The sequence below is a fragment of the Jeotgalibaca sp. PTS2502 genome (assembly GCF_001975685.1).
Classification (GTDB): Bacteria; Bacillota; Bacilli; order Lactobacillales; family Aerococcaceae; genus Jeotgalibaca; species Jeotgalibaca arthritidis.
Window position 1 is genome coordinate 771,747 of record NZ_CP019433.1, and the last position, 25,394, is coordinate 797,140.

The window sequence follows — 25,394 nt, forward strand, 5'->3', positions numbered from 1 at the left end:
AGCAATTTTTACTTAACTGCCAGCATTTTATTTTGTTTAACAAGCCAAGGTCGCAATTTAGGCAGCACCATTAAAAAAACAAGACTAATAATCGTTCCTTTTATCAAATTAAAAGGTACAACACCTGCTAAAATGTATTCTGTTATGTTCCCGACGCTAAAGTTCAAAATCTTCAAATATAAAGGTGTAATAATATACAGATTAGCAATCGTCAGAACGACTGTTAATGAGAGTGTTCCCAATAAAAATGCTACAGTCGCACTTTTTTGACTCTTCGATTTTTTAAGCAACCAGTAAGCTGGGAAACAGTATGATAGTGTTGCAATGAAACTTGCAAAATCACCAATCGGATAGCCCATATCCCCGCCAGTTTGAATATAGTGTAAGATGGTCCGTATTAAGGTCGACATAACGCCACCGATCGGACCGTACAATAGAAATGATAGTAAGATCGGTAAGTCACTAAAATCTACTTTCAAATAAGAAAAAGCGGGTATAACAGGAAATGCAATAAACATTAAAACAAATCCTAATGCCCCAAATAATGAAATACCAACTAAACGATGTGTGTTACCTTTCAACATATGAATTCCTCCTGCGAAACTATCTCAGAGAATCCGTTTCTAAGACAACAAAAAAGACCTATTTCACCCTGTCTTCTAAAAAAAGGTAGAAATGGCCCTTTGATAACATGCATATCAAAGAAACATTATCTTCTTCCATCCAGACTATACTGTCGGTACTGGAATTTCACCAGTTCAACTTTTATCAAAACGGATAAAAGCTCGTGGACTCTAACCACCGGTCGGGAATTTCACCCTGCCCTGAAGACGTTTCATATTTTATTTATTTTTTATAGTTTCACTATACACCATTGTGAATAAATAGTCAAACCTTATTTTTAATTTGAAGTATTTTTTTCGTTATCGTAGAGTTCTTCCGCATACGGAAGTGTCACAATAAAAGTTGTTCCCTCATCCTGAACGCTGTCAACTGTCACTTGACCTTTATGTTCATAAATAATCGAATGAACGAGAGACAGTCCAATACCGGAGCCATTGCTTGGTCTTGACCTTGCCTTATCATCTTTATAAAATCGCTCAAAAATAAATGGAATACTCTCTTGTGTAATACCAATCCCATTATCAGATACTTTTATCAATACCTTGTCCAAGACATCATCCAAATGAACATGGATACGAATAAATCGTTTATCTCTGGCTTCTGGATCTGCAGAATAGCGGATGGCATTATCAATCAAATTATAAAAAACATGGTGCATTTTTTCTTCATCACATAATAAATACTCTAAGTTATTTTCGATTTCAACAGAAAAATCAATCTGCTCTTTCTCCAATTTATCCTTAAAACGATGATGAAGACGATCAAAAAAGTCATGCAATCGAACCATTTCATAATTCAAATTGACATAACCAGCCTTTATTCTTGAAAGATCTAGCAAGCTATCAATGGTCAAACTCATTTCTGTTGCCTCATCATAAATAATTTTTGCCATTTCATTCTTTTCTTCAACACTCTCAGCGATATTATCAAGAATTGCCTCGCTATAGCCTTTAATCGTTGATAAAGGTGTTCTAAAATCATGAGAAACATTTGTAATTAAATCTTCTCTCATCGATATTAGCTGTTTGGCGTAGGTAACATCTTCGATAAGTAATAAAATACCGTATACACTATCTGAATTAGCTGATAACAAGGTTGAAAAACGAATATCAAAAATCTTTTGATTGTTTTGTAGTTCCATTCTTTGCCCTGCCTTATTGTTAAAGCAGTCCTCAATAATAGAATGGAACCTATCATCAATACCATCATCATTTAATTGGTCGGTCTTAATAAAAGAAGCATAATAGTGTTGTCCTAAACTATTCATCATTTTGACGGTTTTTTCGACATCAATAAAAACAACACCAATATTTAATGACTCATAAATGTGCTGTAGCAGTTCTTTTTCTTGTGTATTCATAATGGTACTTGCTTCCAATGCTTTACCTAGCTTGCTGACTGAGCTAGCTAAATTACCAATTTCATCATTAGTTTTGACTGAAATACGCGATTCAAAATTATTTTCTGAGTACTGAAACGCAGCTTCCGTTACTTCTTTAATGGGTTTTTGAATTTTCCGGTACTGAAAATGATAAACATAGGAAAAAACTGCTAGAAAGAGTAGCAAAATAATTAAAAACAACTTTTGATTGTTGTTAATAAACGTATAGTAGGCTCCAACACTTTTTGATAGGACTAGTATATTGCCGTTTTCAATAAAACTAACTGATACAAAAAAAGAATACTTACGATTAGAGTGTTTCTTATATTTTACTAACTCACTGACACCTTCTTGATTGTCAAAAATTTCCCTTGCCCGATCACTATTCAAAAAATGATCGATGACAAGCTTTGACTGATTTTTAGCTTTTTCAGAGCCATTTAACTCATAAAGTTGTCCATCCTGGATAAAAAGCACGCTAATATCTTCTGGTATATCCAATTCTTCTGTTTCAAGGGTGGCAGTCAAACGTTCTTCCGAGAGTATATATTCTTGAACCCCTCTTAATGAATCTTCTGTTGTTTCAAAAAAGGAGTGGCCCAGAGAGTTTCTTAAATTACGAATTTCTAGAAAATTTAAAACCGAAAGCAAAATAATACCTGCAACGGAAAAAATCATCATATTTGTTAAGGTTAGGTTTTTCCTTTTCATAGCTTATGAATCTCATTAGCTTTTTGATAATCCGTTTCGATAGGAGAAAACTTATAACCCGTTCCCCACACAGTAACGATCATTTTTGCTATGTAAGCTGATTTTTTTTGTAGCTTTTCACGCAAACGCTTGATATGAGTATCAACTGTTCGCAAATCTCCAAAATAATGGTAGCGCCAAACTTCTTTCAGTAACATCTCTCTCGTAAATACTTTTTCAGGATTTTCAGCTAAGAAAAGAAGTAAATCAAACTCTTTGGGTGTCAATGTTAGAGGGTCCCCACTAGCAAGAACAAGTCGTGAGTCTGGGAAAATCTCTAAATCAGGATAAGTAATCGCAGATGTTTCTGGTTCCTCAACCTTTGTCCGTTTTAAAACTGCCGCTATACGCAACATAACCTCTCTCGGACTAAATGGTTTAACAATGTAATCATCTGCACCCGCTTGAAATCCTTCCACTCGCTGTCCTTCGTCACCACAAGCAGTAATCATCATAATCGGTGTTTCCTTTATTTTACGAATTTCCTTGATTACTTCTAGCCCATCTAATTCAGGAAGCATAATATCGAGTAAGACAAGATCATAATCTTTTTCTTGCATCATTCTTAAAGCTTGAGTACCGTTCACTGCTTCAGCAGATGCATACCCTTCCTTCATTATGTATAATTTCAAAAGGCGTCTGATACGCTCTTCATCATCAACAATGAGTATTGTAGTCTCTGAGTTAGCCACTGAACCCACCCTTTCTGCTAATATTTATTTTCTTTTTTACAGTTTACGAGCAACCGTTGTTTCCTTAGCTAAATTTTTTAATTTATCAATTTCAAACCCTTTTAGCTCTCGATACATACCAGGTTGCAAACCATCTAGCGTTAGGAAAGAAAATGCTTCTCTTTTTAATTTTACAACAGGACAGTTAATCGCATCAAACATTTTTTTCACTTGATGGTTCCAGCCTTCATGAATGATCAATTCAACAATAGCCGTATTCTTTTTACGATCCTCTGAAATCAGCCTTGCTTTGGCTCTTGCAGTTTTTCTACCGTCAATGATAATGCCTCTTTGAAGTTGGTTTAACTGTTGTCTGGTCGGAATCGCGCTAACCTTAGCCACATAAGTTTTATCAACTGTGTATTTAGGATGCATCAATAAATTAGCAAATTCCCCATCATTAGTTAGAAGGAGTAAACCAGTTGTATCAAAATCCAATCGGCCGATTGGGTAAATCCGTTCTACTATATTAGGAAAATAATCTGTTACAACGGGTCTACCGCGATCATCTGAAACAGATGATAGAGTATTTTTAGGTTTATAGAATAAGAAATAAACCGGATGCTCTTTGTAAATAGGCAGACCATTCACTTCGACTAAATCTTTTGAGGATACTTTTATACCTAATGTTTTAATGATTTCGCCATTCACTGCGACTTTTCCTTGAGTAATTAACTCTTCTGCTTTTCGTCTTGAAGCAATCCCCGCATGGGCAATTACTTTTTGTAGTCTTTCCATTTCTCATCCACCTAGTCTTGTTCTATTCATCATCACTTACTACTTCGATTTGTTCACTACCATCATGACTAAATAAATCGAAAATTTCGTCTTCCATCTCAAACAATGCCTCTGCACTTGGTAATTCATCCAAGTCTTTTAAACCAAAGTAATTCATAAAATAATCTGTTGTTCCATAAATAATAGGTCGACCTGGCGTTTCAGCTCTACCAATTTCCTTTACTAACCCTCTAATTAGCAACCTCTGAAGCATACCTGAAGATTGGACTCCTCGTATTTCATCAATTTCAATCCGCGTAATCGGCTGCTTGTAGGCAACAATGGCTAATGTCTCAAGGGCTGCTTGAGATAAATGTGACGAAAAAGGCGATGTTGCATATTGGCGAATTAATTCGGAATAATCTTTCTTGGTTGCCAACTGAAATCGTTGTCTTGTTTCTATAATCGTCAATCCAGTGTCAGCTTGCGAATCATATCTCTCATTCAACTGTGAGATTAAGTGATGAGCTTCTAATGGGGTTACTTGCAGTAGGGACATGATATCTTCGATACTCAATCCCTCATCTCCTGCTACAAATAACAGACTTTCCAATGCGGCTTCATGATTCATCTTCGTCTGCGTCCTCCCATAACCGTTTCAATAAAATGTCGCCATACGTAACATCTTGAATAAAGTAAATTTTCTTTTCCCTTACTAGTTCAAGCATGGCCAAAAAGGTTGTTACAATATGTGTCCTTGTAGCAATTTCATAAAAATCAGTAAAAGGAATCGTTGCATGCTTAGCTTTTTTTAACTGGTCAAACTTATCAAGGATATCAACCATCGTTTGATCCACTGAAGATTCCTCTTGATTTAATCTGGCACTTAAGGGCGTTTTTCGTAATAATTTTTGATACATTTTTTGAAGAGCTGTGATTAAATCCTCTGAAGAGACTTCTCCTGGTGATAAAGGAATAGACTGACGGTAACTATCTAAATCTGCCGGCAACTTTGTAAAGAAGTCACCACGTTCGATTTCCATTTCCTTCAAAACTTTAGCAGCTTCCTGAATACGTTTATATTCAAGAAGTTGATTAATGAGTTCCTCACGAGGATCTTCCCCTTCCTCATAAAAGTCATCTTCAATTTCAATTTCTTTTTTAGGAAGTAACATGCGACTCTTGATTTCTAATAAGGTAGCTGCCATTAAAAGGTAATCCCCTGCAATATCTAGTCGCAACTCCTGCATAGTTTGAAGATAATGAAAATACTGATTCGTAATTTCTACCATTGGGATATCGAAAATATCAACTTTAAGCTCCTTAATAAGATGCAAGAGTAAATCCAAGGGCCCTTCAAATGATTCAAGCTGGATAGTTAGTTCATTTGTCTCATTATTCATATATCATCATCCAAATCTGGCGCCGTTTCTGCATTTTTTTGGACCCACTTTGCAATAATTGGCGCTGTTTCTAGTGTTCCATTTATCGCTTGGATAGGATAGATAAGGGTTAATTTATCGAGCATCTTATAGATTAACCCTTCATTTCTAAAGGAAGGATTGACCGAAAGATGACGAATTAAAACAACAGACTCAGAATATTCAATTCCAACTAATGCAACAATATTATCAGTATCTGTATCGCGCCAAAGAAACAGTTTTTTATCTTCTTCCTGAATGTAAGTCGCCATTTCTTTTTGCAAGCGATCAACATTTTTTAAATCCGCCACATATGAGAGCAGGCCCATAGCAATCTTTTCATAGTTTTGATTATAAGAAATAAGCACTTTTTTCTCCTCGCACATAGACAAAGTGATCAATGGTATTGCTTTGTCATTTTTTGTTTCATTTTCATTATACATGATGAAATTATAACTTTACCATATGAGGATGTGAATCTCAAATGAATAGAGAGACAGCATTGTTACAGTGCTGCCAAAGTTTCTTTTAATAGTGTTTTAAATGTTTCATTAACTCGAGTAGAAACATCAACCACTTCTTGATGGTTTAAGCTTGATTGCATACCCGCAGCTAAGTTGGTAATACATGACATTCCAAATACACGTAAACCTGCATGTCGAGCGACAATCGCTTCAGGAACTGTTGACATACCTACTGCATCTGCTCCTAAAATACGCGCCATTCTAACTTCAGCTGGTGTTTCATAAGTTGGTCCGCTAAAGCCCATATAAACACCTGTTTGAATTGATACATTCAATTTTTTAGCTACCTCTTGAATAATAGCTTGGTATTCGGGATCATAAGTATGACTCATATCTGGGAAACGTGGTCCCATTTCCTCATCATTATGGCCGATAAGTGGATTTTGGCTCGTAAAATTGATGTGGTCTGTAATCAGCATTAAATTGCCCGGTGTAAATTCAACATTAACACCACCTGCTGCATTTGTTAAACCAATTGATGTCACACCTAGTAACTTCATTACTCGAATCGGCAATGTCACTTCTTGAATGCTATATCCTTCATAAAAATGGAAGCGGCCTTGCATGGCAACAACAGTCTTACCACTTAATTCACCGTAAACCAATTGGCCTTTATGACCTGCAACAGTTGAAGTTGGAAAATGTGGAATATCTGAATAAGAAACGATCACAGGATTTACAATTTCGTCTGCTAAATCTCCTAAACCTGACCCAAGTACAAGACCGATTTCTGGTTCTAGTAATCCTTTTTCTTTTAGATAAGTAACTGTTTCCATTACTTGTTCATGTTTCATTTGTTTACCTTCTTTCTTTTAGTTAAGTTTATCGAGGAAGCTCGTACCATGTTCACTTTGTTCTACACCAAAGTTATCAGCAATCGTAGATGCGATATCAGCGAAATAACCTTGTGCTAAAGGACCGCTATCTTTCATTGATTTACTATAAGCAAGTAATGGGACATATTCTCTCGTATGGTCTGTTCCTCTAAATGTAGGATCATTACCGTGATCTGCTGTAATGAGCAATAAATCGTCCTCTCGCAAGTTTTCTAAAACCTCAGGAATACGTTGGTCGAATTCTTCTAGAGCTTGTCCGTAGCCTTCTGGATTGCGGCGATGACCGTAAATCGCATCAAAGTCAACCAAATTCAAGAAACTCATCCCCGTAAAATCACGTTTCAAAACGTCAACTAACTTGTCTACACCATCCATATTGCTGACAGTACGAATAGAATCTGTAATCCCTTGTTCATTGAAGATATCGCTAATCTTACCAATAGAGATAACATCGTAATCAGCTTCTTTCAAATGATCCAATGTAGTTTTACCAAATGGGCTCAAAGCATAGTCATGACGGTTACTTGTACGGTTAAAGTTTCCTGGTTCTCCTAAGTAAGGACGTGCAATAATACGACCAATCATATACGGATCTTCTAAGGTGATTTTACGTGCATACTCACAAATTGCGTATAACTCTTCTAACGGAATAATGTCTTCATGTGCTGCGATCTGTAAAACAGAATCTGCAGATGTATAAACGATTAAGTCCCCCGTTTTCATTTGATGTTCGCCGTATTCGTCTAAAATTTCTGTTCCACTTGCTGGCTTGTTACCAATTATTTTACGATTTGAAAAGGTTTCTATTTTGTTAATTAAATCTTCTGGAAAACCATTTTCAAAAACACGGAATGGTGTTGTAATGTTCAACCCCATCAATTCCCAATGTCCCGTCATTGTATCTTTACCAACAGAAATTTCTTCTAATTTTGTATGGTAGCCGATTGGATTTGCTTCTTTTTTAATTTGTTCGATGTCACGGATATTACCCAATCCCATTTTCTCCATATTAGGGAGATTTAATCCTGCTGTTTCAGCAATGTGGCCGAGTGTATCTGATCCTACATCACCAAATTGATCAGCATCTGCTGCCTCTCCAATACCAACTGAATCCATTACTACAACGTGAATACGATTATACTTTTTCATCATTTACCTCCTAGTATCACGCACGTGGATGGTGCTTGCGATAAGACTCAACCATGCGTTCTTTTGTAATATGTGTATATATTTGTGTTGTTGAAATATCAGAATGCCCCAGCAATTCTTGAACGACTCTTAAATCTGCACCGTTCTCCAAAATATGGGTCGCAAACGAATGTCGCAACATATGTGGCGATATTTTTTTATGAATACCCGCCTCTAATACAATCTTATTTAGATTTTTCCAAATTCCTTGTCTGCTGAATCCCTGTCCATGGAAGTTTAAAAACAAATACGGACTTTCTTTTCTGCCTTTACTAAGAGATGTTCGGCTAAAGGCTAAATATTCTTCAACCCAATAAATAGCTTCTTCACCTAGAGGGACAACACGCTCTTTGTCTCCCTTACCTACTGTTTGAATAAATCCCATTTCTAAATGAAGTTCAGACAGCGTTAAATGAACCAATTCACTGACCCTTAAACCTGTCGCATACATAACTTCTAAAATGGCACGGTCCCTTACTCCGAGAACCGTTGTTGTATCTGGCGTTGATAAAATTCGGTCTACCTCATCAACTGTTAATGATTTTGGCAAACTCTGTTTTTTCTTTGGCAATTTGATTTCTTCCATTGGGTTATGAGAGGATTTTGATTCAATTAGCAAATAGTGATGAAACTTTCTTAAACACGAAATCATCCGACTAATCGACGAAGAGGCCAGTTGTTCTTGATTTAACTGCTCTAGGAATAGAAAGATATCTGTTTTTTTCACTTCAGAAAAAGAATGGAGCTTGTGTTCAACAAGGAAACGGTGATATTTCATCAAATCTCTTCGGTAGCTTTGAATACTATTTGTTGCTAAGCCCTGTTCAATTCGCAAATGGTGCAGGTACTCCGTCATCACATCTTCCATTTACTTGCGACCTTTTTTGCCTGAAACGGTGATTTTGGCTGGCATTTCTTGACACTCAGAACAAATTCCATAAAAAATCAAACGGTGGTCTGCCACTCGGAAATTGTACTTTTCCTGCATGCCTTTTTCTAACTCATAGATCAAATCATCGTAAACTTCTTGAATATTACCACAAGTTGTACAAAGTAAGTGAAGGTGCGATGGCTTATTACTTTCTTTTCGAATATCATAGCGAGCTAATCCATCTTCGAAAAGAACCTTATGTGTAATTTGTAATTGCGTGAGTATTTCTAAGGTGCGATATACTGTTGCTAGACCAATATCGGGATTAGTCTGCCTTAAGTACATAAAAATTTCTTCTGCACTTAAATGATCATTATCAAGAAGAACTTTTACCGTCGCTTCACGTTGTGGTGTTAATTTAAACCCACCTTTTTGTAATGCGGTTTTAATACTATCAAGTGATTGTTCAGGCAAACCATCCACCTCCTTAGATGTTTTTATTTAACGAGTTTCGTTTGACCGTCTTCTTGCACAATTAATTTGTTTTTCATCAAGCGGCCCAGTGCACGTTTAAACTGTGCTTTACTGATACCAAAATAATCACGAATCTCATCTGGGTTACTCTTATCAGTATAAGGTAGTGATGATGTTGGGCTTTTCTCAAGTAAAGCCATAATCATTTGCGCATCATCCTCTAGCGCTTCATGGGCGCGAGGCTTCAATGATAAATTCAACATACCATGTGGACTAACACCAATAACACGTGCCTCAACTTGTTCACCTAAACGTGGCTCTGCATCACGTTCTGTAGGATGAATAAAGCCGATATGGAAATCATCTGTCAAAACAAATGTACCAACCATTTTCAAACGATAAACCGTAGCTGTCGTGTTTTGATTCTTCCAATCGTCTTGTTGAGAAGGAATACGTGAAATAGAACGGAAAATATCCTCATCAGCTAGTTCTCCCCAAATACGATCTTTCAAATCAATTCTCAAAGAGATCATCAAGCGATCTCCTTTTTTAGGCCATAGACTCTTCAATTCAGGCATGTTGTCTAAAGAAACAACAATATCCTTGTCTTCTAAACCAATATCAACGAATACACCTAAATCACGTCTCACATCCGTTACAACACCCCATCCGTAATGGCCAATTCTAACCTTAGGGATTTGAGTCGTTATTTTTAATTGCTTATTCATATTTTCATAAACAAAACCTTTAACCATATCACCAATTGACAATTCAGATTCGACTTCTTTTTTATCTAGTCCATAAGTAATACCATTCTTTTGTACAAAGTATGATTTCTCATTTTGATCTGTTACCATCGCCGTTATGACAGTTCCTAATTCATTATTCATAGTCTTCTCCATCCTATCTCTATATCTCTTTTCATTTTATCATAGTTGAACTAGTTTATACCAAATAACCGATGAGAAAATACTAAGAAAACGCAAGATATAAACAAAAAAAGGAAAACATCGAAATGTTTTCCTTTTTGCTTTAATAATTAGATTGCTGTTGTTGCGCCACGGTAGATAATACCACGACGAGAATCAACTGTAATCACTTCACCATTTTCAACTAATGATGTAATGTTTTCAGCACCTACAACAACAGGAATACCTTGAGCGATTCCTACGACTGCTGCATGGCTTGTTAATCCACCTGCTTCAACAACAAGTGCGCTTGCTTTTTCAATAGCTGGCATATAGTCTTTGTCAGTTGATTTCACAACTAATACACAGTCTTCTGTAGCATTTTTAATTGCTTCTTCTGCTGAAGTTGCAACAACTGCTCTACCAACAACTGCTTCTTCGCCAATCCCTTGGCCATTTTGCAATTTCGAACCAATTAATTGGATCTTCATCAAGTTTGTTGTTCCACGTTCACCAACTGGTACACCAGCAGTAATGATGATTAGGTCGCCTTCTTTAGCGTAGCCATTGTTTTTAGCAACGATTGCTGCTAAGTCCATCATTTCATCTGTTGTAGATGGTTTTTTAGAAACATATGGGTAAACACCATAAGATAAAGCCAATTTACGTGCTTGGCTTTCTGAGAATGTTACCGCAACAATGTGTGCTTTAGGACGGTATTTAGAAATCATACGTGCTGTATGTCCTGATTCAGTCGCCGCAACGATTGTTTGGATGTTTAAGTTTTTAGCAGTGTGTCCTACTGATTGGCCGATTGCTTCAGCCATATCTGTTTTTGAGTAAGCTTTCAATGCAAAGGCATCTTGACCAACGCGAGCTTCTTCAGCACGAATTGCGATTGTTGCCATTGTTGTTACAGCTTCTACTGGGTAGTCCCCTGCAGCTGTTTCACCAGAAAGCATAACTGCATCTGTTCCATCGAAGATTGCGTTAGCCACGTCTCCAGCTTCCGCACGTGTTGGACGTGGGTTGCGTTGCATTGAGTCTAGCATTTGAGTTGCTGTAATAACTGGTTTGCCTAGACGGTTACATTTTTCAATCAACATTTTTTGTGCAATAGGAACTTCTTCTGTTGGGATTTCAACACCTAAGTCTCCACGTGCAACCATTAAACCATGAGAAACTTTCAAGATTTCGTCGATATTATCGATACCTTCTTGGTTTTCAATCTTAGGAATAATTTGAATGTTAGTTGCGTCATGTTTTTCTAAAATTTCAGAAATTGCAAGAACATCGCTTGCACGACGTACAAATGAAGCAGCAATATAGTCAACATCGTGTTCGATACCGAAGATAATGTCAGCCGCATCTTTATCAGTGATACCAGGTAGGTTTGTAGAAACACCAGGTACGTTAACACCTTTTTTATTTTTTAGGATTCCTGAGTTTTTAACAACTGTAACAATCTCACCATTTGCAGTATCAAGATCTGTTACTTCTAAGTCAACTAAACCGTCATCTAAAAGGATATGGTTTCCAACAACAACGTCATTGATTAAACCTTCATAAGAAATTGAGAATTTCTCTTTTGTTCCTTCAACTTCTGTCATTGAAATACGAACTGTTTCACCACTTACAAGTGATACAATACCATCTTTCATGTTATGAGTACGGATTTCTGGTCCTTTTGTATCTAAAAGAATAGCAACCATTTTCCCTGTAATTTTTGATGCTTCACGAATATTTTTAATACGAGCTAAATGCTCATCGTGGTCACCATGTGAGAAGTTAAGGCGACATACGTTCATCCCCGCTTCAATTAATTGAACTAGTGTCTCAACCGATTCACTAGCTGGTCCGATCGTACATACAATCTTTGTTTTCTTCATGTATAAATCTCCTCTTCTGTATTTAATAAAATTAAGAAAATTAGAATGAAATTTCCTTATTGATTTGATATAACGAAAGGTACGGAACGTGACGCTTGGTTTCTAGTGTTTCAATAATATCATTGAATACAATCTCTGTACCTCGAATACCGACACAGATTCCACCTTTACCTTCCTCTAATAATTGTACCGCATTATAGCCGAATAAACTACCTAAAACTCGATCTCGAGCAGAAGGAGAGCCCCCTCTTTGAACGTGTCCTAAAACAGTTACACGTGTATGATAGTTTTTATGTTTTTCAAGTTCAGCAGCAAAAGCATTCCCGTTCATAACGCCTTCAGCCAAAAGAATAATCGTGTGTTTCTTACCACGACGTCTTCCTTCTTCGATTTCGTTAACAATTTCATCCATATTGAATTCGACTTCAGGGATAACGATACTTTCTGCACCACTACCGATACCAGTCCATAAAGCGATATCGCCTGCATTACGTCCCATTACTTCAATAATAAACGTGCGAACATGACTTGTTGCAGTATCTCTGATTTTATCAACAGAATCTAGAACAGTATTAATAGCAGTATCAAATCCTAGTGTGTAGTCTGTTCCAGCAATATCATTGTCAATCGTACCTGGGATTCCAATAGTTGGAAAACCTAATTTAGTTAAAGCAGCACCACCACGGTAAGACCCATCTCCACCGATAACGATTAAGCCATCAATACCAAATTTTTTAAGTTGTTCAATACCTTTTTGTTGTCCTTCGATATTAGCAAACTCTGGATAACGTGCTGAATATAAAACAGTACCACCACGGCTGATAGTGTCCCCAACATCATCAACTGTTAACCGGCGAATATCTCCAGCAACCATACCAGCATAACCATAGTTAATACCGTATACTTCCAATCCATCATAAATCCCTTTTCTGACAACTGCTCTAATGGCAGCGTTCATTCCTGGTGCATCTCCACCACTTGTTAAAACTGCAATTCGTTTCAATTCATTCACCCCATCAAAAATTGAGAAAAACTTTTTTTAATATTCCCATATTATCTTACCATTGTTTTCATTAAAAGTCTCACTTGTATTTGCTTTTCTTAAAAATCTTGTTATCGGTACCACTAAAGAAGTCAATATCCTTGTCTATTGTAATACCACACGGTCTTCACCCATAATTGTGACAAGTTTCCCAATAACATCCGACTCATCATCAATATTGTAAGATTCGTCTAACAAAATATTGCGACTATTAACCTTGTCTACAATAACCACTTGGCAATCACCTGGGTAATCCTTTAATAATTGTCTAATTTCTTGAAATTGTTGGTCGTAATAAATAGCATCAGATAACAGAATGAAGCAACGCTTCTTCTTTTTTGGCTGTTGAGCAATATAATGTGTCAACTCCTCCATATTCTGAACAATCAGAGACGATTGATTATCGGATCGTTTAGATTCATACTTTCCTCCAACAACAACAAGCATGCCTTCTTTTAACAACCGAATAAAGCGAACATATTGCTCCGGAAACAAAATGAGACTGAGTTGTCCGGTTGTGTCAGTCAGAGTAACAAAGGCCATTGGATCACCCTTTTTAGTTTTAATTCGTTTCACCTCACGAATTAATCCCATCGTTCGAACCGCCTTCCCTTCAGTCAACTCCGCTATATAAGCACGGTTATCGTCCTTATATAGAGAGGCGTAAGCCTCAATAGGATGCGGCATGAGCGAGTAACCCAAATATTGCTCTTCATATTGCGCTAGTTCCTCTTCTGTTTTTTCTTCCTTCTCAACATAGCGCGGTTCTAACACTTGGATTAAATCAATATTATTACCACTATAAGCAATACTTGACAGCATTCCCGGTAAAGAAGCTAGTAAGCTTGCTCTTGTATGACCAAAGGAATCAAAGACGCCACTATAAATGAGTGCCTCAATCAGATCGTCCTTTAACCACTTTTCAGGTAATCGTCTTAAAAACTGAATAAAATCTTGGTAGGGTCCGTGTTGCTGGCGCTCATAAATAATATGACTGATAAAATCCCTTCTCAAGCTCTTAATCGCACTTAGACCCATTCGAATGGTGTCGCCATCAACCGTGTAATGCCAATCACTTTTATTAATATCAGGATAAGTCAGCTTAATCGCGCGTTTAATAACGTCTAATAAGTAGCTATTCATCTTATCTGAATGTGGGTTTGCTGAATTTAATAATGCTGCAAAAAAAGCAGCTGGGTAGTGTGTTTTCATATAAGCCATTTGATAGGCTATGTAGGAATAAGCCACTGAATGCGAGCGGTTGAAGCCATAATTAGCAAAACGTTCAATGTAGTGGTAGATTTCCTCTGCAGTTTGATAAGGATAGCCTTTAGAGACTGCACCGTCTACAAAATGTTTCTTTTCTCTATCTAGAATCGCTTTTTCTTTTTTACCAATCGCTCGTCTTAAAATATCTGCTTCTCCCAGTGTGAAACCAGCCAAGGTAGAGGCAACTTGCATGACTTGTTCTTGATAAACCATAATGCCATATGTAACTTCTAAGATAGGTTCTAAATCTGGATGCAAATAATCAATCTTCTGCTGTCCTTTTTTTCGACTGATAAACGTATCGATCTGCTCCATTGGACCTGGACGATAGAGGGCATTAACAGCAACTAAATCTTCTAGGTTTTCTGGTCCTAATTTACGCAACACGTTTTTAATTCCTGCTGATTCAAACTGAAATACACCATTTGTGTCACTTCTTCTAAATAAAGCCATTGTTTCAGGATCATTGACGGGGATCGCAAAGATGTCTAAGGATGACCCATTAACTTCTTTCGCTAGCTGAATACTCTCGTCTAATATACTTAAGTTTTTCAAGCCTAAAAAATCCATCTTTAATAAACCGATTTCTTCTACATTCCCCATTGGGTATTGGGTTAGAGACAGATCATTTTCTCTGAGTTGCAAGGGAATAATATCAACCAGCGGGCGATCACTAATCACAACACCGGCAGCATGAGTCGAAAAATGTCTCGGTACGCCTTCAATTTTAACAGCTGTTTCAAACAACAGCTGGTTACGAGGGTCTTTTTCAACGAGTTGCTGCAATTTTCGAGATTGCTTATAAGCATCCTTTAATCGAATACCTAATTGACTAGGTATCGCATTCGACCACTCGCCTGCTTCTTTAGGCGTCAACCCAAACACTCTAGCTGTATCTCTAATTGACATTTTAGCAGCCAATGTTCCAAAGGTAATAATTTGAGCAACATGGTCACTGCCGTATTTTTTCTTTACATAACGCAATACATCGTCACGACGGTTATCAGGAAAATCTAAATCAATATCAGGCATATTGTAGCGTTCTCTGTTTAAAAAACGCTCAAACAATAAATTAAAGGCAATCGGATCAACATGGGTAATGCTGAGTACATAAGCAACGAGAGAGCCCGCTGCTGATCCACGACCAGCGCCAGGTAAAATATTGACTTGTCTTGCATAGGCCATCACATCCCATACAATTAAAAAATAATCATCAAAGCCCATTTCATGAATGACTTCTAACTCATAAAGGAGTCGCTCTTGGTAACGACTGTCTGGCTCGGCTACCCGTGCTTCTAATCCTTCCATGCAGAGTCGTTTCAGATAATCAGAACTTGATACACCTTTTGGGACCGGATACTTAGGTAATAAGGATTGATTTAGTGGGATTTGGATATTAATCTTACGGGCAATTCGTTCCGTTTCATCTGCCGCTTCTTTTAAATCCATGTTTAAAAAGCGGTGATAAGCCTCTTCAGCCGTTGTCAAATAACGTTCTCCGCTCATCTCTACCGATTGGGTATCGATTTGTTCATTATTCGAAATGGCTTGTAAGACTTGACAGCTAAACTGGTCATCTGAATTCAAATAGGAGACTTCATTTAAGGCGACGAGTGGAACAGTCATTTCTTGACTCAATTGTTGAAGCGGTCGAATCAGTCGGGTCATTTGTCTGTATGCGTGAACCCCTAAATAAAAGTCCCCTTCTGTTACTAAATTCTTCCAAAAAAGACTAACCGATTTGGCCTGTTGGATATTGCCATCAGCTAACAGCGCTGCAACTTCGCTCTTATCTCCTGCAGTTATAGCGATTAAATGATTTAACCCTTTTTCTATTTCATTTTGAAGCAACTGATCATCTTCTTGACTACGAAGGGTGGATAATTGCATCAACCGTTGATAGCCTTTGTAATCCTTAGCCAGCAAGACCATTGGAAAACGTCTCTCTGTCATGACAAAGCCTTTGACATCTAATTGAATGCCAATGATAGGCTGGATACCAGCTTTTTCACATAATTTGTAAAAGTCAACTTGACCATACAAAACATTATGATCAGTTAAAGCTAGCGCTTTGTAGCCCCGTTCTTTAGCAGCATAAACAAGGTCAGAAAGCCTCGTTGTACTTTGGAGCAATGTATATGAACTGATTACTTGAAGTTGTACGAATGTCATCGTAACCCTCCTTCCTCTTCTTGTATTATATCGTATTTCCTAGCTTTGATGTAGGTAAAAAGCAGCATCATCTTGTCACTTTCATCGGATAAAAACTTGTCATCTTTAAAATAAGTGCTAAAATAAGAAACGAGAGAAGGTGCAAAAAGATGAAATTTGTTGTGTGTTTATTTTGGGGATTTATTTTAGGGCAAGTTGCTTTCTATATTGGCGGCGCTTTGGAAACAAATTCTTATAACTTTGTTCACGCATCTGTTATGGGAATTGCTGTTGCTGTCATCGTATTCCTATTAACAAGCGCTTTTCCGAAAACGGCAGAGTCTAAAAAAGCATAATGATTAACCATTAAAATCCCCCTTCAGATAATCTGGAGGGGGATTTTTGCTGTTATTATTTAACAAACATGGCATCGCCAAAACTAAAGAAACGGTAACGTTCTTTAACGGCATGCGCATAGGCATTCAGAACAGTCTCTCTGCCAGCAAATGCACTGACTAGCATAACGAGTGTTGATTTTGGTAAATGGAAATTTGTAATAAAAGCATCTACAACCTTAAATTGATAGCCAGGCGCGATAAAAATACTCGTCCAATCACTATCTGCCTTAATCTCACCGTTAAATTTTGTACCGACCGTTTCAAGTGTCCGAATAGATGTTGTTCCGACAGCAATAATTCGACCACCCTTTGCTTTAGCTTCATTTAATAAATCTGCGGTTTCTTGAGGCAATGAATAAAATTCTGAATGCATTTCATGCTCACTCAAATCATCAGCAGAAACAGGTCTAAAGGTACCTAAACCAACATGCAAGGTTAAGTACGCAACTTTAACGCCTTTTGCTTCAATTTTAGCTAATAGCTCTTGAGTAAAATGCAAACCTGCTGTTGGAGCTGCTGCTGAGCCATTCTCTTTGGCATAAACAGTTTGGTAACGATCCGGATCATCTAAACGTTCTTTAATATATGGTGGTAAAGGCATTTCTCCTAAACTCTCCAATACTTCTAAGAAGATTCCTTCATAGCTAAATTCAATGATGCGTCCACCGTGGTCTTTTTCACCCACAACTTCAGCAGTTAACATCCCATCACCAAATGAAATCTTTGTTCCGATTTTAGCCTTTTTGGCTGGCTTAACGAGCGTTTCCCACCGGTCTCCCTCTTCATTGTTTAATAACAATACTTCTAAGTGCCCTCCTGTATCAGGTTTCACACCATGTAAACGAGCTGGTAAAACACGAGTATTATTTAAAACGAGAACATCGCCTGCTTCAAATTCATCAATTACATCATAGAAGTGCTTATCTTCTAGTTGGTTAGCTGAAGAATCCAGCTTCAATAAACGAGATGCTGTTCTATTCTCTAAAGGTGTTTGAGCAATTAGTTCCTCAGGTAGATAAAAATCAAAATCACTTGTTTTCAACATTATTCCTCTATTCTTTTCTAGCTGTCTTTATTTATCATAAGTGTAGCCTAAATGATCATAGGCTGCCGCAGTGACCATTCTACCACGTTGTGTCCGTTGCAAGAAACCAATTTGCAAGAGATAGGGTTCATACATATCCTCAATGGTTTCTCTATCCTCACCAATTGTAGCCGCAATTGAAGCTAAACCAACCGGGCCGCCACCATAAAAATCAATCATAGTGGTTAAAATCCTGCGGTCGGTTGCATCCAGTCCTTCTTTATCCACTCTTAGCAAGGTTAATCCTTTTTCTGCAACCTTAGCTGTAATCATGCCATCCTCATAAACTTGAGAAAAATCGCGAACCCGTTTTAAGAGACGATTAGCGATACGGGGTGTTCCTCTTGAGCGTCTGGCAATTTCAATCGCGCCATCTTCTTCAATCTCCGTTTTTAAGACGCTTGAAGAACGAATAATAATCTCTTTTAAATCACTATGATTATAATAATCCATTCTCAAAACAATTCCAAAACGTGCCCGCAACGGCGCCGACAAACTACCAGCCTTGGTTGTCGCACCAATTAAGGTGAAAGGAGGTAAGGTAAAATGAACAGGTCTAGCAGTCGCATCTTGACCAATAATAATATCGACAAAGTAATCTTCCATAGCCGAATACAGGATTTCTTCAACAATCCTCGGCAGACGATGGATTTCATCAATAAATAAGACATCCCCTGGATTTAATTCGTTTAACAACACCATTAAGTCACCAGGTTTTTCAATGGCAGGTCCACTTGTTGTATGCATATGAACACCCATTTCATTAGCGATGACACCAGCTAATGTTGTTTTACCTAGCCCAGGCGGTCCATAAAGTAACACATGGTCTAACGCTTCGTTACGATGCTTGGCTGCTTGGATATAAATATTGACTTCATCAACTACTTTTTTCTGACCGATATATTGACTAATTTGTTGCGGTCTAAGTGATTCTTCTACCGCTTCTTCGTTCCAGTCTTCAATATCGGCAGATAACATGCGTTCATCTGTCATTAGCCGCCTGCCCCCTTTCTAGTTCTTCAATAATAGTTTAAAGGCCATCCGAAGTAATTCTTCCGTATCTTTCGCATCCGCCTCTTCCAGTTTTGGTTTAATTTTATTAACTTCTCGAGCTGAATAACCCAAACCAACTAAGGCTTCCATAGCTTCGGAAAGGTGTTGCTTATTGAGCGTTGTTTCTTCAACCGGTATAATCGGCAGTTGACCAACTTCAACTAAAACATCGTCTAACTTCCCTTTTAAATCAAGAATAATTTGTGATGCGGTCTTCTTACCCACACCTGGAAACTTGGTTAGATAAGTGACATGCTCTGTTTCAATAGCTTGAACTAAGCCAGTATGATCTTCATTTGCTAGAATTGACAAGCCACTTTTCGGACCAATCCCTGACACACTAATCAACTTTAGATATAATTGCTTTTCATATTCTTCTTTAAAACCATATAAGGTTATCGCATCTTCCCTAACGGCTTGGTGGATATATACCATCACTTCTTGGTCTAAGAGCGACGTAAAGCGGAAAGGATTCGCAACTTGAATTTGGTAGCCAATTCCTTGAACGTCAAGGACAATATAGAGCGGCTTAACGCTAACTAATGTCCCACACATATATTCATACATCCTGTTTAACATCCCTTCTGGATTAAATTCCTGACTATCATCTTACCATAATAGGCGTAATAAGGCAGTTTAAAACAGAAAAAAGATGAGATTTACTCATCTCATCTCTTGCTGATTATTTTGATTCAAACAATGATAGGTAATCGCTGTATCCTTCTTTTTCTAAATCATGTACAGCTACGAAACGCATTGCTGCTGAGTTGATACAATAGCGCAAGCCACCCATCTCAGCTGGTCCATCCTCGAAAACATGGCCAAGGTGAGAATCAGCTTCTTTACTTCTCACTTCTGTACGAACGCGAGATAGTTTTGTATCTTCTTTTTCTTCCAATTTAGCAATTGGTTTTGAAAATGATGACCAGCCACAGCCTGCATCGTATTTATCTAATGAACTGAACAATGGTTCGCCACTCACCACGTCCACATAAATTCCTTCTTGATAGAAATCGTCGTATTCACCTGTAAACGGACGCTCTGTTGCTTCGTTTTGGGTTACTTCAAATTGAAGAGGCGTCAAACGATTGCGTAGTTCTTCTTTTGATTCTTTCATCCTAATCATCCTTTATCTTAAAATCTGTTTCTATTTTACCTTATTAAAGGCAGAAACCATAATTTTTTGTTTCAGTGCGGATCTTGAATACGTTTAAACATTTTCTCCATGTCATTATTGGTAAAATGAATGAGTACAGGTCGACCATGCGGACAATTATAAGGATTAGTAGTCTTAGACAAATCAGCTAATAGGATCCTTGCTTCGTGGTCATTGAGATGGTGATTAGCTTTGATGGATCGTTTACAACTCATCATAATCGCCGTTGCTTCTCTTAGTTTTTTAACTGATAAATGACCATCTTCCAAAACCATCCTGATAATATCATCCAAAATAGCTTCTTCTTGACCGGCCTTAAACCAAGTTGGATGACGGTCTAATAAGAAGGTCTGTTTTCCAAACGGCTCAAGAAAAATACCTATTTCTTCGAGATTTTCTTGATTTTCTTTGACTCTTAAATAGTCATCCAAAGCTAAGTCAATGGTAATCGGAACTAACAAGCTTTGTAAGTCACGTGATACCTTCGCGATTTCTTCTTTATAGTATTCGTATTTGATTCGTTCTTGAGCAGCATGCTGATCAACAATATACAACCCTGTTTCATTCTGGGCAAAAAGATAGGTGCCATGCATTTGTCCAAAGTAATACAACTCCGGAAAATGGTGAACAGGCTCTTCTTTCAAGGTTCGCTCGGCGGTCTTTAAACTTTTTTCGTTATGATTCTCACGAACAAAAGTCGGCTCAATTTTTGGCTGATATTCCATTTTTGGCTCTATCCAATCTATCGACTCATTTTCTGTATGGTTAATGGCTTGATTAGCCTCTTCGACTGTAAAATCTTCCTGAACAACTTCTTCATCTGTGTAATCTGTCTGTTTCAAAACAGATTGAAAAGATGCTTCCATGGGCTCAATCGGATTTTCAAAACGAATATGCGTCTGTTCATGTTTAGCTTCCACTTCAATCGGTTGTCGTTTAAAATCAACATTTTCAAAGCCACTTGGAATAAAGGTTTTATCTTTTAACCCTTCTTGGATAGCAGAGATAATTAATGCCACCAATTCTTTTTCTTTACTGATACGCACCTCTTTTTTAGAGGGGTGAACATTCACATCTAATAACAGTGGATCAGTCTCAATATTAATAACTGCAATTGGAAACCGCCCTACCATCAGTCGTGAGCCAAAGCCATCAACAATGGCATTCTGTAGTAGAAAATTACGGATATAACGGCCATTTAAAATTATCGTTAAATAATTTCGACTCGCTCGTGTTATTTCTGGCATAGTCACCAAACCAGAAACACGAAAATCTAGCTGTTCAGCCTGAACTTCAATCATTTTACGGGCTACCTTCGTTCCATAAACACCGGCAATTGCTTGCTTGAGGTCACCGTTACCACTTGTTCTCAGTAGTTGGTTGTTATCATGGTAAAGACGAAAGGCAATTTCTGGATGGCTTAGCGATATGCGGTTAATAATATCGGTAATATTAGACAATTCGGTTTGAAGGCTACGAATATATTTTAGGCGTGCCGGCGTATTAAAAAAAAGACTCTCTACCGTAATAGCCGTTCCCTTTGGACTCCCAAAGGTTTTGTCTTCAAATATTTTTCCGCATTCAATTTTAAGCAGTTTACCAGGTAAATGCTCTGTCGCCGTTTCTACTGTCACTTTGGAAACAGAGGCGATACTTGGTAGTGCCTCACCCCTAAACCCTAATGTGTGGATACGGAAGAGATCTTCTCTTGAATAGATTTTACTGGTCGCATGACGTTCAAAGGCTAATGCTACTTCATCAGGATGAATGCCTTGGCCATTGTCACTCACTTTAATCTTTTTTAAACCAGCTTCTTCTACCCAAATATCAATTTGGCTGCTCTTAGCATCAATGGCGTTCTCAACCAACTCTTTTACAACAGAAGAAGGTCGCTCAATGACTTCTCCTGCTGCAATCTGATTCGTTAATTGTTCAGGTAATTCTCTGATTGTTGCCATGGCAGTTCACCTCATTTTTTATCCAGCATTTTTTTCCATTGATTGACTTGATACATGATATCCATCGGTGTCATGCTTTCTAATCGCAACTCTGACATTTCTTTCATAACTTGCTTTTCATTAATGTTTTCTTCAAGTTCTCCAAACAAAGACAACTGACTAATGTCTTCTTCAACAACGCTTCCTGTCAGATTTGCTTCAGTTTCTAAGCGATGCAAGATTTCTCCAGCTTCTGTTATTAACGACTCTGGCATACCTGCTAGTTTAGCAACATGAAGGCCGTAACTCTTATCTGCAGGGCCATTCATAATTTTATGAAGAAAGACAAGTTCGCCATCTTGTTCGATGGCCCCGACATGAACATTACGAAGACCAGCTAACTCTTCTTCTAAGGCCGTCAACTCATGATAATGAGTTGAAAACAAAACTTTCCCCTTATCATGACGGTGCAAGTGCTTCAGGATTGCTTCCGCCAAAGCCATCCCATCATAAGTAGCTGTTCCACGACCAATTTCATCAAATAAAATTAAACTGCGTTCTGTCGCAAATTGGAGGGCTTGGTTTGTTTCAACCATCTCCACCATAAAGGTACTTTGACCTGAATACAGATCATCAGCTGCACCAATACGGGTGAATATTTGGTCAAAAACGGGTAATTCTGCTGTCTCAGCAGGAACATAACAACCCATTTGAGCCATAATCACAATTAACGCGAGTTGACGCATATAAGTACTTTTACCAGACATGTTAGGTCCTGTTACGAGCAGAATATTGTTATCATTTGTCATTTCCAGGTTATTAGAAACGTATTGGTCTTTTCCTAAAACTTCCTCGACGACTGGATGACGGCCTTCTGTAATGTGAATATGTTTAGATGTCGCTGAAAGAATCGGTTTATTGTAGTGATAACGTTCGCTAATTTCGGCAAAGCTTTGTAAGACATCTAGTTCTGAAATTTGCTTAGCTAATTGTTGCAGGTCTTCGCTATAGTGTTTTACCTTTTCTCGAATAGCAATAAATAACTCATATTCAAGCGTAGCCGATTTTTCTTCTGCCTCTAAAATAATGCGTTCTTTTTCCTTTAGCTCTGGTGTAATGAATCGTTCAGCGTTGGTAAGGGTCTGCTTACGGTCATATAAGCCTTCTGGTAGATTTAGGACATTGGCTTTTGATACTTCAATGTAGTAACCAAATACCCGGTTATAACCGATTTTTAAGGTTTTAATACCAGTGCGTTCTCTTTCTTGTTGTTGAAGCGCTGCAATCCATTTTTTTCCATTAGCCATAGCATCACGGTAGTAATCAAGTTGATCATTATAGCCATCTTTAATAACATTGCCTTCTGTAATTAAAAGAGGAGAATCTTCCATAATTGCCTGATCAATCAAGTCTCTTAATTCTGGCATTTCTGCAATTTTACTTAAGGTAGACTGCCAGATTGCTTCATCAACCTGAACAAGCAGTTGTTTGATTTTCGGTAGTTGATCTAAAGATGTTTTAAGTTGAATTAAATCTCTACCATTGACATTCCCAAAGGATACCTTAGCCACTAAGCGTTCTAGATCATAAACCGATGACAAGGCATCATTAATATCCATTCGCTCAAAATAATGGTCAAGTAAGCTAGCAACCTTTTCTTGCCTGCTTTCGATTTCTGTTTTGTTGATCAATGGTTTTTCTAGCCATTGTTTCAATCGTCTGCCACCCATAGCCGTTTTGGTTTGATCCATCAGCCAAAGTAAACTTCCTGCTTTTTGCTGGTCACGAATAGATAAGGTTAATTCTAAGTTTCGTCTAGCATAGGCATCCATTTTCAAATATTGATCAGCTTGATAACGGACAGCAGTTTGGATGTGCGTTAAACTTCTTTTTTGGGTAACTGCAAGATAATCTAACAAGAGATTAACAACACTTTGACAAGCTACTTCCGTTAAATCCTCTAATAAATGAGCATAATTATCGGACTGGTCTACTTTCTTATGAGACGAAATTAAGACACCCAAGCGTTGTTTCAAAACTGGCGCGATTGCAGAACCCTTGCCTTCTACAATGATGACCTCTTTAGATTGCAAAGCTTGAATTTCGTTTAAGACTGCATCTTGATTGTCTAATAAAGTCACTCGTAATTCACCCGTCGTAATATCAGCGTAGGCTAAGGCATAGCTTGAAGACCGTTCTTCAATAGCAACTAAAAAATTATTGCTACTGCCACCTTTTTCATCCATATAGGTTCCTGGCGTCAAGACTTGGACAACCTCACGTCTAACCATGCCTTTAGTTGCTTTAGGATCCTCCATCTGCTCGCAAATAGCGACTTTATAACCATTATGAATTAAGGTTCGAATATATTCAGTCGATGAGTGATAGGGAACTCCGCACATTGGAATAGGATCATCTGCATTTTTATTCCGACTAGTTAAGGTAATTTCTAGAATTTTCGCTGCTTTAATCGCATCGTCATGAAATAACTCATAAAAATCCCCTAAGCGATAAAATAAAAAAGCATCTGGATGCTGTTCTTTAATTTTAAAATACTGTTCCATCATTGGCGTTTGTTTTGTTTTTTGTGACATTTTTCCACCTCAATAACATTCTCTTGCTAGTTGGTATCTGTGCTACTATTAGCAGCTGCTTCGATTTTGCTAAACAAGAGTTGAACAACTTCGTTAGCCTCCCATAAGGAATCTTTGTAAGCTTTTACGGTAATGTTCTCGTCTAATTCTTTATTTAATCGATCAAGCTCCTTCAATGTCGCTTGATAGGCCTCTGGTTTTTCGTAATATTCGAAATTAACCAAGTCTCGTTGCTTATCTTTAATAGTCTCAACAAGTTCATCTAACCAATCATTCTCTTGAACTTCTTTTTCCATTTGCTGATAACGAATAATTTCTTCTTTTTTTTGAAGAAGTGCAATCAATTTGTCCAATTCTTCATCAACTTGTTTCTCAATTTCTGGTCGTTTTTCCATT

General features: G+C 37.6%; 23 protein-coding genes and 1 riboswitch. Of the genes, 1 reads left to right on the forward strand and 22 read right to left on the reverse strand.

Translation table 11 applies throughout. From position 1 onward, the window contains the following. Positions 1-8: 8 nt before the first annotated feature. The 15 genes from BW721_RS03795 to dnaE all read right to left on the reverse strand — a co-directional run bounded on the left by BW721_RS03795 (position 9) and on the right by dnaE (position 16,797). Positions 9-584, reverse strand: coding sequence for an ECF transporter S component (locus tag BW721_RS03795; protein WP_076766266.1), 576 nt, complete (start codon positions 582-584; stop codon positions 9-11). 123 nt (positions 585-707) lie between these two features. Then, positions 708-836, reverse strand: a riboswitch (FMN riboswitch). A 65-nt stretch (positions 837-901) separates the two neighbouring features. Continuing rightward, entirely contained in the window at positions 902-2,716 is a 1,815-nt protein-coding gene (locus BW721_RS03800; RefSeq protein WP_076766268.1) for a HAMP domain-containing histidine kinase, read from the reverse strand. After that, on the reverse strand, positions 2,713-3,447 hold the full coding sequence (locus BW721_RS03805; protein ID WP_076766270.1) for a response regulator transcription factor: 735 nt from the start codon (positions 3,445-3,447) through the stop codon (positions 2,713-2,715). The genes BW721_RS03800 and BW721_RS03805 overlap by 4 nt, the downstream gene beginning before the upstream one ends. 36 nt (positions 3,448-3,483) lie before the next feature. Beyond that, on the reverse strand, positions 3,484-4,224 hold the full coding sequence (locus BW721_RS03810; protein ID WP_076766272.1) for a pseudouridine synthase: 741 nt from the start codon (positions 4,222-4,224) through the stop codon (positions 3,484-3,486). A 22-nt stretch (positions 4,225-4,246) separates the two neighbouring features. Continuing rightward, on the reverse strand, positions 4,247-4,834 hold the full coding sequence (gene scpB, locus BW721_RS03815) for an SMC-Scp complex subunit ScpB (RefSeq protein WP_076766274.1): 588 nt from the start codon (positions 4,832-4,834) through the stop codon (positions 4,247-4,249). Further along, positions 4,824-5,606, reverse strand: coding sequence for a segregation/condensation protein A (locus tag BW721_RS03820; protein ID WP_076766276.1), 783 nt, complete (start codon positions 5,604-5,606; stop codon positions 4,824-4,826). Before BW721_RS03820 ends, scpB begins: the two co-directional genes overlap by 11 nt. After that, a complete protein-coding gene (locus BW721_RS03825; protein WP_232222941.1) occupies positions 5,603-6,067 on the reverse strand; it encodes an N-acetyltransferase in 465 nt (154 codons plus the stop codon). The genes BW721_RS03820 and BW721_RS03825 overlap by 4 nt, the downstream gene beginning before the upstream one ends. Before the next feature lie 62 nt (positions 6,068-6,129). After that, positions 6,130-6,924: a purine-nucleoside phosphorylase gene (locus BW721_RS03830; RefSeq protein ID WP_442905240.1), complete on the reverse strand. Its 795-nt coding sequence runs from the start codon at positions 6,922-6,924 to the stop codon at positions 6,130-6,132. A gap of 36 nt (positions 6,925-6,960) precedes the next feature. Next, positions 6,961-8,133, reverse strand: a complete 1,173-nt coding sequence (deoB, locus tag BW721_RS03835; protein ID WP_076766282.1) for a phosphopentomutase — start codon at positions 8,131-8,133, stop codon at positions 6,961-6,963. 16 nt (positions 8,134-8,149) lie between these two features. Continuing rightward, positions 8,150-9,040, reverse strand: a complete 891-nt coding sequence (gene xerD / locus BW721_RS03840; protein ID WP_076766284.1) for a site-specific tyrosine recombinase XerD — start codon at positions 9,038-9,040, stop codon at positions 8,150-8,152. Beyond that, a complete protein-coding gene (locus BW721_RS03845; protein WP_076766286.1) occupies positions 9,041-9,517 on the reverse strand; it encodes a Fur family transcriptional regulator in 477 nt (158 codons plus the stop codon). It lies immediately after the preceding gene. A 23-nt stretch (positions 9,518-9,540) separates the two neighbouring features. After that, positions 9,541-10,407 (reverse strand): CvfB family protein, encoded by an 867-nt coding sequence (locus BW721_RS03850; protein WP_076766288.1) that lies wholly within the window; start codon positions 10,405-10,407, stop codon positions 9,541-9,543. A 149-nt stretch (positions 10,408-10,556) separates the two neighbouring features. Beyond that, the gene (gene pyk / locus BW721_RS03855) at positions 10,557-12,314 is read right to left on the reverse strand and encodes a pyruvate kinase (RefSeq protein WP_076766290.1); all 1,758 of its coding nucleotides are present in this window, start codon (positions 12,312-12,314) and stop codon (positions 10,557-10,559) included. Positions 12,315-12,354: 40 nt separating this feature from the next. Next, positions 12,355-13,317, reverse strand: a complete 963-nt coding sequence (pfkA, locus tag BW721_RS03860; protein ID WP_076766292.1) for a 6-phosphofructokinase — start codon at positions 13,315-13,317, stop codon at positions 12,355-12,357. 144 nt (positions 13,318-13,461) lie between these two features. Then, a complete protein-coding gene (gene dnaE, locus BW721_RS03865) occupies positions 13,462-16,797 on the reverse strand; it encodes a DNA polymerase III subunit alpha (protein WP_076766294.1) in 3,336 nt (1,111 codons plus the stop codon). Positions 16,798-16,946: 149 nt separating this feature from the next. Between dnaE and BW721_RS03870 the strand changes: the two genes are divergently transcribed. After that, a complete protein-coding gene (locus BW721_RS03870; protein WP_076766296.1) occupies positions 16,947-17,132 on the forward strand; it encodes a YjzD family protein in 186 nt (61 codons plus the stop codon). A 55-nt stretch (positions 17,133-17,187) separates the two neighbouring features. Here the strand turns inward: BW721_RS03870 and queA are convergent, their stop codons facing one another. The 7 genes from queA to BW721_RS03905 form a co-directional block, all read right to left on the reverse strand. Further along, positions 17,188-18,219, reverse strand: a complete 1,032-nt coding sequence (gene queA / locus BW721_RS03875) for a tRNA preQ1(34) S-adenosylmethionine ribosyltransferase-isomerase QueA (RefSeq protein WP_076766298.1) — start codon at positions 18,217-18,219, stop codon at positions 17,188-17,190. A 27-nt stretch (positions 18,220-18,246) separates the two neighbouring features. Then, positions 18,247-19,251 carry a Holliday junction branch migration DNA helicase RuvB gene (ruvB, locus tag BW721_RS03880; protein ID WP_076766300.1) on the reverse strand — a complete coding sequence of 335 codons (1,005 nt, stop codon included), beginning with the start codon at positions 19,249-19,251 and terminating at the stop codon, positions 18,247-18,249. 18 nt (positions 19,252-19,269) lie between these two features. After that, positions 19,270-19,878, reverse strand: a complete 609-nt coding sequence (gene ruvA / locus BW721_RS03885; protein ID WP_076766302.1) for a Holliday junction branch migration protein RuvA — start codon at positions 19,876-19,878, stop codon at positions 19,270-19,272. Positions 19,879-19,993: 115 nt separating this feature from the next. Beyond that, complete coding sequence (msrB, locus tag BW721_RS03890) at positions 19,994-20,428, reverse strand: peptide-methionine (R)-S-oxide reductase MsrB (protein ID WP_076766304.1); 435 nt, start codon at positions 20,426-20,428, stop codon at positions 19,994-19,996. A 71-nt stretch (positions 20,429-20,499) separates the two neighbouring features. Next, entirely contained in the window at positions 20,500-22,425 is a 1,926-nt protein-coding gene (gene mutL, locus BW721_RS03895) for a DNA mismatch repair endonuclease MutL (protein WP_076766306.1), read from the reverse strand. Positions 22,426-22,436: 11 nt separating this feature from the next. After that, positions 22,437-24,998, reverse strand: a complete 2,562-nt coding sequence (gene mutS / locus BW721_RS03900; protein WP_076766308.1) for a DNA mismatch repair protein MutS — start codon at positions 24,996-24,998, stop codon at positions 22,437-22,439. A gap of 26 nt (positions 24,999-25,024) precedes the next feature. Continuing rightward, complete coding sequence (locus tag BW721_RS03905; RefSeq protein ID WP_076766310.1) at positions 25,025-25,393, reverse strand: YlbF family regulator; 369 nt, start codon at positions 25,391-25,393, stop codon at positions 25,025-25,027. Position 25,394: the final 1 nt, after the last annotated feature.

Excerpts from the sequence above, each read along its gene's own strand:
- mutL (WP_076766306.1), bottom strand. The coding sequence starts at position 22,425 with ATGGCAACAATCAGAGAATTACCTGAACAATTAACGAATCAGATTGCA.
- BW721_RS03825 (WP_232222941.1), bottom strand. The coding sequence starts at position 6,067 with ATGTATAATGAAAATGAAACAAAAAATGACAAAGCAATACCATTGATC.
- BW721_RS03870 (WP_076766296.1), top strand. The coding sequence starts at position 16,947 with ATGAAATTTGTTGTGTGTTTATTTTGGGGATTTATTTTAGGGCAAGTT.
- deoB (WP_076766282.1), bottom strand. The coding sequence starts at position 8,133 with ATGAAAAAGTATAATCGTATTCACGTTGTAGTAATGGATTCAGTTGGT.
- BW721_RS03820 (WP_076766276.1), bottom strand. The coding sequence starts at position 5,606 with ATGAATAATGAGACAAATGAACTAACTATCCAGCTTGAATCATTTGAA.
- BW721_RS03830 (WP_442905240.1), bottom strand. The coding sequence starts at position 6,924 with ATGGAAACAGTTACTTATCTAAAAGAAAAAGGATTACTAGAACCAGAA.
- pyk (WP_076766290.1), bottom strand. The coding sequence starts at position 12,314 with ATGAAGAAAACAAAGATTGTATGTACGATCGGACCAGCTAGTGAATCG.
- ruvA (WP_076766302.1), bottom strand. The coding sequence starts at position 19,878 with ATGTATGAATATATGTGTGGGACATTAGTTAGCGTTAAGCCGCTCTAT.
- scpB (WP_076766274.1), bottom strand. The coding sequence starts at position 4,834 with ATGAATCATGAAGCCGCATTGGAAAGTCTGTTATTTGTAGCAGGAGAT.
- BW721_RS03800 (WP_076766268.1), bottom strand. The coding sequence starts at position 2,716 with ATGAAAAGGAAAAACCTAACCTTAACAAATATGATGATTTTTTCCGTT.
- BW721_RS03850 (WP_076766288.1), bottom strand. The coding sequence starts at position 10,407 with ATGAATAATGAATTAGGAACTGTCATAACGGCGATGGTAACAGATCAA.
- xerD (WP_076766284.1), bottom strand. The coding sequence starts at position 9,040 with ATGGAAGATGTGATGACGGAGTACCTGCACCATTTGCGAATTGAACAG.
- BW721_RS03905 (WP_076766310.1), bottom strand. The coding sequence starts at position 25,393 with ATGGAAAAACGACCAGAAATTGAGAAACAAGTTGATGAAGAATTGGAC.
- dnaE (WP_076766294.1), bottom strand. The coding sequence starts at position 16,797 with ATGACATTCGTACAACTTCAAGTAATCAGTTCATATACATTGCTCCAA.
- mutS (WP_076766308.1), bottom strand. The coding sequence starts at position 24,998 with ATGTCACAAAAAACAAAACAAACGCCAATGATGGAACAGTATTTTAAA.
- BW721_RS03795 (WP_076766266.1), bottom strand. The coding sequence starts at position 584 with ATGTTGAAAGGTAACACACATCGTTTAGTTGGTATTTCATTATTTGGG.
- ruvB (WP_076766300.1), bottom strand. The coding sequence starts at position 19,251 with ATGACAGATGAACGCATGTTATCTGCCGATATTGAAGACTGGAACGAA.
- msrB (WP_076766304.1), bottom strand. The coding sequence starts at position 20,428 with ATGAAAGAATCAAAAGAAGAACTACGCAATCGTTTGACGCCTCTTCAA.
- queA (WP_076766298.1), bottom strand. The coding sequence starts at position 18,219 with ATGTTGAAAACAAGTGATTTTGATTTTTATCTACCTGAGGAACTAATT.
- BW721_RS03810 (WP_076766272.1), bottom strand. The coding sequence starts at position 4,224 with ATGGAAAGACTACAAAAAGTAATTGCCCATGCGGGGATTGCTTCAAGA.